Source organism: Photobacterium sp. BZF1 (genome assembly GCF_014349205.1).
GTDB lineage: Bacteria > Pseudomonadota > Gammaproteobacteria > Enterobacterales > Vibrionaceae > Photobacterium.
On record NZ_JACSOF010000008.1, the window covers coordinates 60,417 to 70,707 of the forward strand.

General features: G+C 49.2%; 11 protein-coding genes. 6 read left to right on the top strand and 5 right to left on the bottom strand.

Translation table 11 applies throughout. From position 1 onward, the window contains the following. Positions 1-3 precede the first annotated feature (3 nt). The 5 genes from BIZ37_RS03005 (at position 4) to BIZ37_RS03025 (ending at position 4,310) form a co-directional block, all read left to right on the top strand. Positions 4-819, top strand: coding sequence for a phosphodiesterase (locus BIZ37_RS03005; protein WP_187460237.1), 816 nt, complete (start codon positions 4-6; stop codon positions 817-819). Positions 820-989: 170 nt separating this feature from the next. Beyond that, a complete protein-coding gene (locus BIZ37_RS03010; RefSeq protein ID WP_187460238.1) occupies positions 990-1,367 on the top strand; it encodes a hypothetical protein in 378 nt (125 codons plus the stop codon). A 167-nt stretch (positions 1,368-1,534) separates the two neighbouring features. Further along, on the top strand, positions 1,535-2,035 hold the full coding sequence (locus BIZ37_RS03015) for a lactoylglutathione lyase family protein (RefSeq protein ID WP_201797807.1): 501 nt from the start codon (positions 1,535-1,537) through the stop codon (positions 2,033-2,035). A 235-nt stretch (positions 2,036-2,270) separates the two neighbouring features. Then, positions 2,271-2,975, top strand: a complete 705-nt coding sequence (locus BIZ37_RS03020; protein WP_222939565.1) for an NAD(P)H-dependent oxidoreductase — start codon at positions 2,271-2,273, stop codon at positions 2,973-2,975. Between the two features lie 276 nt (positions 2,976-3,251). After that, positions 3,252-4,310, top strand: coding sequence for a patatin-like phospholipase family protein (locus BIZ37_RS03025; RefSeq protein WP_187460239.1), 1,059 nt, complete (start codon positions 3,252-3,254; stop codon positions 4,308-4,310). Here the strand turns inward: BIZ37_RS03025 and BIZ37_RS03030 are convergent. The 5 genes from BIZ37_RS03030 to BIZ37_RS03050 are packed head-to-tail and all read right to left on the bottom strand — an operon-like array spanning position 4,303 to position 8,903. Then, positions 4,303-4,629 (bottom strand): cytochrome C oxidase subunit IV family protein, encoded by a 327-nt coding sequence (locus tag BIZ37_RS03030; RefSeq protein ID WP_107297165.1) that lies wholly within the window; start codon positions 4,627-4,629, stop codon positions 4,303-4,305. The two genes, BIZ37_RS03025 and BIZ37_RS03030, sit on opposite strands and share 8 nt — an antisense overlap. A 25-nt stretch (positions 4,630-4,654) precedes the next feature. Then, positions 4,655-5,353: a heme-copper oxidase subunit III family protein gene (locus BIZ37_RS03035; RefSeq protein WP_187460240.1), complete on the bottom strand. Its 699-nt coding sequence runs from the start codon at positions 5,351-5,353 to the stop codon at positions 4,655-4,657. A 15-nt stretch (positions 5,354-5,368) separates the two neighbouring features. Continuing rightward, complete coding sequence (locus tag BIZ37_RS03040; RefSeq protein ID WP_187460241.1) at positions 5,369-5,959, bottom strand: cytochrome c oxidase subunit 3; 591 nt, start codon at positions 5,957-5,959, stop codon at positions 5,369-5,371. Continuing rightward, positions 5,956-7,740, bottom strand: coding sequence for a cytochrome c oxidase subunit I (gene ctaD, locus BIZ37_RS03045; protein WP_187460242.1), 1,785 nt, complete (start codon positions 7,738-7,740; stop codon positions 5,956-5,958). Before ctaD ends, BIZ37_RS03040 begins: the two co-directional genes overlap by 4 nt. Continuing rightward, positions 7,740-8,903 (bottom strand): cytochrome c oxidase subunit II, encoded by a 1,164-nt coding sequence (locus tag BIZ37_RS03050; RefSeq protein WP_187460243.1) that lies wholly within the window; start codon positions 8,901-8,903, stop codon positions 7,740-7,742. Before BIZ37_RS03050 ends, ctaD begins: the two co-directional genes overlap by 1 nt. A 285-nt stretch (positions 8,904-9,188) precedes the next feature. On the opposite strand from BIZ37_RS03050, the gene BIZ37_RS03055 reads away from it, so the two are divergent. Beyond that, the gene (locus BIZ37_RS03055) at positions 9,189-10,103 is read left to right on the top strand and encodes a DUF808 domain-containing protein (RefSeq protein WP_187460244.1); all 915 of its coding nucleotides are present in this window, start codon (positions 9,189-9,191) and stop codon (positions 10,101-10,103) included. The last annotated feature ends 188 nt before the right edge of the window (positions 10,104-10,291 follow it).

The following is a 10,291-nucleotide window of genomic DNA, read 5'->3' on the forward strand; positions in this document are numbered from 1 at the left end:
TTCATGTTGATTGCACAATTAACCGATCTGCACATCAAGAAGGCAGGAAAGCGGGCTTACCGTAAGGTCGATACCCTGAAGTGCTTGCAAAATGCCGTCGAGCACATCAATAACCTGAAACCTATGCCGGATATGGTCGTTGTTACCGGCGACTTGGCAGACTTTGGCGAGCCTTGTGAATACGAGGTGATTTATCCTGAATTAGCCAAACTCAAGCCAGTGCTCAAGGTAGTTCCGGGTAACCACGACCATCGCACCCATTTGCGCGAAGCGCTGGGCACGATTGCCACTTTTGCCGAGCATGAGTATTGCCATTTCTCCGAGTTTGCGGGTGGCTACCAACTGATAGGGTTAGATACTTCCGTGGTAGGAAAGCCATATGGCATGCTGGCGCAATCTTCACTTGAGTGGTTGGATAATGAATTGGCTCATTGCCAAGATAAACCGGCCCTGTTGTTTATGCACCATCCGCCGATGACGGTTGGATTATCTCATATGGATGTCCAGAAACTGCTCAATGACGACCAGCTTTATCAGGTGTTGCAGCGCTATCCCCATGTTAAAGGTATTGTTGCAGGGCACTTGCACCGGCCTATTTTTGCCACCTGGCAGGGATTACCGGTATGGGTGGGGCCTTCCCACAGCCATTCGGTGTCATTGGATCTAGACCCCAATGCGCCATCATCTTTTTCATTGGAGCCGGTTGCCATCCAGTTGTTTAGGCTGTCACCCGAGGGGATAACCAGCCATATCAGCTATATCGATGATGCTGACGGTCCTTATCCGTTCTTTGATGAAAACAATCAACTTATCGACTGATCCTGTCGTTTGATAATGAGTGTCCTCTGCATTTTGCAGGGGCACTTTACACATAACAATGAAGACCCCTGATGTTAACTGATTTTCCACTCTTTCCCATTGCTGATTGGCGGTTGTTTTACCGAAAAATGGACCTTGCAGTCAAAAGAGGTATAAACCGCATAGAGCAAATGTTGATTAACGCCTCCTTGATTGCGACTCCAAAAGAGAGCGCCCTAATTGGGGGTGATATCCTTGGTTGGCTCGGTCAGAGCTTTAACTGGATACCGTCTTCTGCGCGTAACCGGTACGCTGAAATGTTTGGTGAGGAGGTATTTCACTTCCTGGCCGGTGTCGAACACCTTGAAGATATGGGTGAGTTAATTGCTGGCGATATTTATGCAGCAGAAATTGATTACCTAATAAGCGAAGGCTATGTCGTGTTTGCCGAGGATATTCTGTGGCGTCACCATCAATTGGGTTGGTCTTTGTCGGCAGGGGAGCAAGCTGCGATCTATCGCTATCTCAACAAGAAATGGCTAGATAAAGCAGGTGATCGAGCAACTTAGAACCTGCGTATAATATATAGCGTAACTTTATATTTTTCCTAATTAAAATTATCCAGCCTAACTTGGCCGATAATTTTATATTTCACCCAAAGGCAACTATTCTTTCATCATCTTCCCACCACAATTGAAGGCAATGAGTGCCCTCAGGTTGATAGAGAGGTGAAATGATGATCCCTTATCCACGTACCTTTTCACACATCGGTATCTCGGTACCGGACCTCGACGCTGCTGTTAAATTTTATACCGAAGTTATGGGTTGGTATCTGATCATGGAGCCGACTGAAATCCTCGAAGACGACTCCGCAATTGGTGAAATGTGTACCGATGTATTCGGGGCGGGATGGGAGCGCTTTCGTATCGCCCACCTATCGACCGGAGACCGGGTAGGGGTTGAAATCTTCGAGTTCAAGAACCAAGAGAACCCCGAAGATAATTTCGAGTATTGGAAAACCGGCATCTTCCATTTCTGTGTTCAGGACCCAGATGTCGAAGGGCTCGCAGAAAAAGTGGTGGCTGCCGGGGGCAAGAAACGGATGAAAGAGCCGCGTTATTACTACCCGGGAGAGAAGCCTTACCGCATGATTTACATGGAAGACCCGTTTGGCAATATCCTCGAGATTTACTCACACAGCTATGAGCTTACCTATTCGGCAGGAGCTTATAATTGATTCGCCATTTTATCTTTCACAACCTCACACCTAACAGTATGTTGGTGTGAGGTTTTCTTTTGGGGGAATACCACTGATAGCAACTATGGACAAAATGACCCAAAGTCATTGGCACCTCTAACCCTTTTTCCTTCACGCTAAAACCATCAAACTAGCCACCAAGCCGCACAGGATGACAGACTGAAATACTGTGTGGGAAGAATTGTCCATAACGAAGTGAAATAGGGCTAGTACAGTGAAAGATATCAAACCAACCCAAGACGTTCAGGCGCAAATCCTAGAAGCATTCAAATCTCGCCACGCAACGAAAGTGTTTGATCCTACTCGTAAGATCGGCGATGACGAATTCAATACTATTTTGGAAGCGGCACGCTTGTCACCTAGCTCATTTGGCTTTGAACCGTGGCAGATCCTCGTAGTCCAGTCACCAGAGAAGCGCGAACTGTTCCGCGAGTTCAGCTGGGGCGCAAACGGTGCATTCAATGGCACGGCAGGTCAGCTAGGTACGGCAAGCCATTTTGTCATTTTCCTTGCCCATACCGATGCGACAATGAAGCACAACTCTGAATATCAGCAGCAACACATGCGTGAAGTGAAGAAGTTGCCGGAAGAGGTGATTGGTTTTATCAATCAGGCTTTCCAGAAATTCCAAGAGCATGACTTCAAGATTGAAGGCGAACAGCAAATTACCGAATGGTCAGCCCGCCAAGCCTATATTGCACTGGGTAACGTGATGACTGCAGCGGCACTGCTTGGTATCGATTCATGCCCAATCGAAGGGTTTGAAATGGATAAAACTATCGATGTACTGGAGAAGCACTTCGGTATTGACCCTAAAGTCTACAAACCTGCGGTTATGGTTGCTTTAGGTTACCGCGAAGATGAGCCTCCGTTTGCCAAAACCCGCCGAGACATGGATCAGGTGGTATCTTGGTTCTAGGTAATAGTTGACTGACGCTGAGCCCGCATTAGATATGTCTATGCGGGCTTTTTGTTTTTCGATATGTGTGAAACTAAGAGTTTACGTTACTAATTGATTCAGCCACCTGACAGCTTATCCCCATACAATATTTCGTAGTTATATTTTGAGGAATAAATTGTGCAGCGCTTTGGTGCTTTATTGTTGGCTGTTGTACTCACTGCGTGCTCAAGCACGGAGCGTAATCCCGATCCGGTTACTTTTACAATGATGCCTCATTCATTTGAGGCGATCAGGATGTGGGACGAATATAACCCCACAGAGCTAAACGGCATGATTCAAAGTAAAACCGAGATCTGGATTGAAGAGAGCCAAGATAAGCAGAGTCTAAATTATCTGGCCCTGTCCGGTGGCGGCTTCAATGGTGCATTCTCTGCAGGTATTTTGACCGCTTGGACAGAGCGGGGAGACAGGCCACAGTTTGATGTGGTTACCGGGATCTCTACCGGAGCCATTGTCTCTGTTTTTGCATACCTTGGTAGTGATTATGACGATGTGCTGACCGAGCTTTACACCGAGACTGATTTCACCGATTTATTCCATTTCAGAAATATCTTTTCGCTTGTGCGTAACCAATCCCTGCTGGATACCTCTCCCTTCGAACAGAAAGTTCGCCAGATATTGAATGATGACTTAGTGGCTGAAATCGCCGAACAAAACAAGAAAGGGCGACATTTAATTATTGGGACAGCCAATATCGATAACCAGCGGCTTGCTCTTTGGAATATCGGTCGTATCGCCGAGTACGGTACTCCTGAAGCAACAGCATTGATACAGGAGATCGTTATTGCGAGCAGTTCGGTACCAGGGGCATTCCCAGCAAGAAAGATAGAATTCGAGCAAGGCGGTCAACATTTCGATGAACTACACGTTGATGGTGGGGTGATACGCCAAGTATTCTTCGCTCCTTCTTGGGTTGACCTGCGTGACTTGAAGGTTGAACAGAATCTCTATGTGATCCGTAACGGCAGCCTGAAATCAGAGTTCCAGCCGGTATCATACAAGCTAAGCCGTATCAGTGAGAGGGCAATCAATACTCTAATGCTGAATCAGGGTATCGGTGATGTTGAACATATTTATCACAATGCCCGCCAGCAGGGGATAAACTTCAACTTAGCTTATATTGATGAGGACTTTGAGACATCGGAATACGTATCGCCTTACAGCGACGAGTTTATGGCCGAACTGTTTGAGTACAGCCATGAAAAAATGCAGCAAGGGAAAGCCTGGCAGGCTGTCCCTCCTTCGTTACCTGAGTTTTTTAATGACGAAGCGGACGAGTTGCCGGTTAACTAAAGAACCTCTCCCGTAGTGCGAAGATATACTCTGCTTCGCTCGCCATGAGGATGACGAGCACCAAAAGCACTAGCGGTGGCAGGAATATCGTGCAGACCAAGGCCATTCGCTCCCATAGCATGTGCATGAAGATACTGGCGATAAGTCCCGCTTTCAGCGCCATGAACACTAAGATTAAGCTCCAGCGCAGAAACCCTTCCAGCTGGTAATAATCCACCATATATGACAGTGCGCTGAGTACGAAAAGCAGTAGCCAAATTCCCAAGTAGAGGCTGATCGGGTGTTTTTGCTGGGTGTTGTTTTTTGTTGAGCTAGCCATATGCGTGTCCTCCTTCAGGAGTTCGCTACCAGAGATAGAAAAACGCAAAGATAAAGACCCAGACAAGGTCGACGAAGTGCCAGTACAAACCGGCTATCTCGACGATCTCGTAATTTCCTTGTGATGTGTTACCCCGCCGTTCATAGTCTCCCCGCCACACTTTCCACGCCACGATCAGCAGATAGATAACACCTACTGTCACATGCAGGCCGTGGAAACCGGTGATCATGAAAAAGCAGGCACCGAATTGTGCGGCACCATCCTCGTTCCCCCATGGCCGGAAACCATCCTCGATTAGCTTGCTCCATTCGAAAGCCTGCATACCGACAAAGCTGAGGCCGAGCAAGGCGGTGATGAGCATCAGTAACGCGGTTGCTCCCCGCTTGTTCTGGTAGCCACAGTTAACGGCCATCGCCATGGTGCCGCTGCTGGTGATCAGTATGAAAGTCATGATCGCAATCAGTACTAATGGGATGGAATGGCCTGCAATAGTCAGGGCAAAGACTTCGCTCGGGCTGGGCCAGGGCTCGGTGGTGGTCATCCTTACCGCCATATAGCCGACTAGGAAGCAGCCGAAGACAAAGATATCGCTGAGCAGGAATATCCACATCATCGTTTTGTTGGATGAGACCTTGAACACTGCTTTGTCGGCAGCGTAATCATTGACAAGTGATGCCCACGCATGGTGAGTTGGATGGTCATCGGAATAAGCAGAACGAGGCATGGGGAACACCTCCGGTTATGTCAAACGAAGTAGGCCGAGTAAAAACAGCCATACAAACAATAAAAAATGCCAGTAGCGGGTGCAAAGCCGAAGGGCCGGATAGAGCTGATTGTGATGCCCCCTCCCTGCATAGAAGACGACCCAACTAAGGGCAATTAGCCCGCCGAGAACGTGTAGGCCATGCAACCCGGTCAGCAGGTAGAAAAAGCTGGCGGCAGGTGAACTGCCTACGCCGAGGTTAGCTTCCAGCAAGGCTTGCCACGCCCATAATTGGCTGAATACGAAGCCGAAGGTGAAAATGACAGTCCACACCAACAGGGCATGGTTCGCCCGCAATGACGGAAGCAATGCCGCTTTGCGGTAACACAGGTGCATAGTGACGCAGCTCATGACTAACATCACGGTGCTGACAGCAAGTTGCCAAGGTTCGCTGATAGGCTGCCAGTCAGGCAGCGTCATCCTTATCCGGTAAGCAACCGTAAACAGGAAAAAGAACATAGTGATAACGGCGATTAGCAACCAGACGGCGGTAGATGTCGGTGCCTGCAGTTGGGTTCTGTAGCGAGCGTTGGGATCTTGGGTCAGTGTTTCGACTGATTTGCTCATGATCGCTCCTTATCGGCCTTTGCCGTCGACTCGCTACCACCTCCGCCTGATGAGTCGGTGGCTGGCTCAGCGGTCGGTGGCTGCGTTTGCGGAATGAAGTCTTTGTCATGACCGGGAACGCTGAAATCATAGGCCCAGCGGTAAACGACAGGGAGTTCTTCTCCCCAATTCCCATGCTTGGGTGGCGTGTCTGGGGTAAACCATTCAAGCGAAGTGGCTTTCCACGGGTTGCTGTCGGCAACTTTGCCGAATTTCCAGCTCCAGAACAGGTTCACCAAGAACAGGATCTGGGCTGCACCGACAACCAATGCCGCAATAGTGATAAAGGCATTCATCGACTGCGCTGATTCCGGAATGAAGCTGTAATCATCCCAGTTGTAATAACGCCTTGGCATGCCAAGGATGCCGAGGTAATGCATCGGGAAGTAAATGGCATAGGTGCCGAGGAAGGTGACCCAAAAATGAATATGTCCCATGACTTGGTTCATCATCCTCCCTGTTACCTTAGGGTACCAGTGATAGATCCCACCGAAGATAACCAGAATAGGCGAGACACCCATTACCATGTGGAAATGGGCCACCACAAAGTAGGTGTCGGAGAGCGGGATATCGACAATCACGTTACCGAGGAACAAACCGGTTAGCCCACCGATGATGAAGCTGCTCATAAAGGCGATAGCGAAAAGCATCGGCAGGCTGAGGTGAATATCGCCGCGCCAGAGGGTGAACAGCCAGTTATAGACTTTGATTGCTGTGGGTACTGCAATGACTAACGTTGTGGTGGCAAAAAAGAAACCAAAATAGGGGTTCATGCCACTGACATACATGTGGTGGGCCCATACGATAAAACTCAGGGCTGCAATGCCCAGTATCGCCCAGACCATCATTTTGTAGCCGAAGATGTTTTTGCGGGCATGGATACTGATGAGATCAGAGACAATACCAAAGGCTGGCAGGGCCACGATATACACTTCCGGGTGGCCGAAGAACCAGAACAAGTGCTGGAATAGGATCGGGCTACCACCGTCGTATCCGGCCTGTTGACCCATTGAATAAATAGCGGGCATGAAAAAACTTGAACCCAGCAGTTTATCGAACAACATCATGATCGCGCTGACCAGCAAGGCGGGAAAGGCCAGTAGTGCCATCGCAGAGGCGGTGAAAATCCCCCATACCGTCAGTGGCATGCGTAATAGGGTCATGCCCTCTGTCCTGGCCTGCAGCACCGTCGTGACATAGTTAAGCCCACCCATGGTAGCGGCAACAATGAACACCGCTAGCGAGATAAGCATCAGTACTATCCCCCAGTCGGTACCGGGCGTGCCGGGCATGATGGCTTGCGGCGGATAGAGCGTCCAGCCGGCCCCAGTCGGCCCGCCTGTGACAAAAAAGCTGGCGACCAAAATGAGTGAGGCAAGAAAGTAAAACCAGAAACTGAGCATATTGAGGTAGGGGAAAACCATATCCCTTGCACCGACCATCAAAGGAATAAGGTAATTGCCGAAACCTCCCAAGAACAAGGCCGTCAGCAAGTACACCACCATGATCATGCCATGCAGGGTCATGGACTGGTAATAAAGGTTGACGTCGATAAAGTCGAATTTGCCGGGGAATCCGAGCTGCAGCCGCATAATCCATGACAGCACAAGCGCTATCATCCCCATGGCAATGGCGGTGAGTGTGTATTGGATGGCAATAACCTTGTGGTCTTGGCTCCAGACATATTTGGTCCAGAAAGACTGCGGACGCTTCTTAACGGCATAGGGGCTGGTTTCAAACATTATTGTGCTCCCTCTTTATCTTCTTCCCCGTTATCGGCTCTTGCGGGATCGGCTTCGGGCGATGACACTACCTTGATGTAGGCAATGATGGCGTCCACTTCCTCATCGCTAAATTGGTAGACGGGCATGATAGGTGGGTAACCTTTAACGATTTCTGCGTTGGGGTTGAGAATAGCGGCTTTGAGGTAATCGTCGTCAACCAGTACTTCCGTATCGTCTGACATAATTTCAGTCTTACCGTACAGTCCTAGCCAGGTAGGGCCGACACCGGGCTTACCGTCGATACTGTGGCAACCTATACACCCATTGACTTCAGAGAGGGTTTTGCCGTGCTCAACAGGGTCGGTGATAGGCGTATCCCTTTCTGATGCGGGCTGTTGGGTTTGGGCAAAGGTCGGTTGCTTGGCGAGCCAGCGGCCAAACTGGGCATCATCTTCAACGACCACTCTGCCGCGCATATTGTAGTGGCCTACGCCGCACAGTTCTGCGCATAAAATATCAAAGGTGCCGCGTTGGGTGGGGGTTAGCCAAAAGTAAGTAACGCTACCGGGCACCATATCCATCTTGGCGCGAAATTGCGGTACATTAAAATCATGCAGGACATCTTTGGATCTGAGCAGCACCTTATAGGGTGAGTAGAGTGGTAGGTGCAACTCGGGGGTTAGTATGATCTTGTCATCGCTGGAAGCCGGATCATCAGGATCAACCCCCAATGGGTTAGTTGGGCTGATAAAACGAACGTCTGATTTGCCCAGTTGGTTATCCTCTCCTGGGAAGCGAAAGCTCCATTTCCATTGCTCGCCAACCACTTCCACTTCTTTGGCATCATCAGGCACAGCCACGAATTTGCCGTAAACGACTAACCCAGGCGCCAATAGCCCGATTATCGCCACAGTAGTTAAGCCAATAAGCCAAGCTTCGAGGCGTTTGTTGTCAGGCTGGTAAGTGGATTTGTGGCCTTTGCGGTGACGATATTTGAACACGAACCAGGCAATCATCAGGTTGATGACAATGAAAAATGCTCCGGTGATCACCAAGGTTAAGTTGAAGGCATCATCAATCTCGCCCCAGTTGGATGCAGCAGGCGTCAGCCACCAAGGGCTGAGGAAATGAAAGGCAATGGATGCCACAACTATCACTATCAAGACAATGGCAATCGCCATAAGCCTGTCACCTCGCAAATAGGTAAGCTAGCTTCCGTGATAATGAAATGTGACTGAAAGAGTTCCCAAATAGCGATGGTAGGTCATCGCTGAATAATATCTATCTCGCCAAGAGGCTGATTAATGGTAATATCTTGTTACATTCTAGCGGGGGATCCTCGATGCCGCGAGATCTTCAATGAATTTCTTATTTAGATGTTGTCTCTTGATTGCTTCTCCGTGGTGGCTAGAACCGTTAAATATTCACTACAGTTAATCAGTACAATAAAGATAAAGAGGTGATTAGTGGCCGGAGCGAGCTTATTAACTCTGTTAGATGATATTGCCACCGTACTCGATGATGTGGCGGTCATGAGTAAAGTGGCGGCACGCAAAACCGCCGGGGTGCTGGGAGATGACTTGGCGCTCAATGCCCAGCAGGTGTCGGGGGTACGTGCCGAGCGTGAAATCCCTGTGGTGTGGGCTGTCGCTAAGGGGTCGTTTCGCAATAAGCTGATCCTGGTGCCGGCCGCACTGCTGATCAGTGCTTTTGCCCCGTGGTTGATCACGCCAATGCTACTCATTGGCGGTTTGTTCCTATGCTTCGAAGGGTTCGAAAAAGTGGTGGAAAAAATGCTTCACCCAGCCCGGACTCAGGAGGATGAAGAACTCAAACAGCTTGATGAACCCCAAGATATTGCCGAGTTTGAAAAAAAGAAAATACAAGGTGCAATTCGGACGGACTTTATCCTTTCTGCTGAGATCATTGTAATCGCTTTGGGTACGGTGCAGGAGTCCGCCATGCTGACGCAGGTGCTGGTGGTCAGTGTTATAGCGCTACTGATGACCATTGGGGTGTACGGCTTGGTAGCAGGAATAGTCAAACTAGACGATGGTGGCCTGTACCTTGTCCGCAATAGTGAACCTGGCACATTGAAGCGGGGATTTGGAGAAACATTGGTAGACGCTGCCCCGTACCTGATGAAGTTTTTGGCTATCGTCGGCACCATTGCGATGTTTTTGGTCGGCGGCGGCATTGTGGTGCACAGTATGCCGCACTCGCATGTTTTGATTGAACATTTAACCCACCAAGCAGCGGTGGTTCCTGGTGGCGCTCTGATGTTGCCTGCGTTTGTCAATGCAGCAATAGGCTTGTTCAGTGGTGCAGTCGTTCTCTTTTTGGTGACGGTTTATCGCCGTATTCGCGATGCAGTGGCCTAATCAATCACTATTTTCGATAAATACACCGAAAATGGTGGTTAACTGAGCATTCGGTTATTTGTAGGGTTTACAACAAGAATATCCTACATTATTATACGCCGCACTTACGGAGAGATGGCTGAGTGGTTGAAAGCACCGGTCTTGAAAACCGGCATACGTTAATAGCGTATCTAGGGTTCAAATCCCTA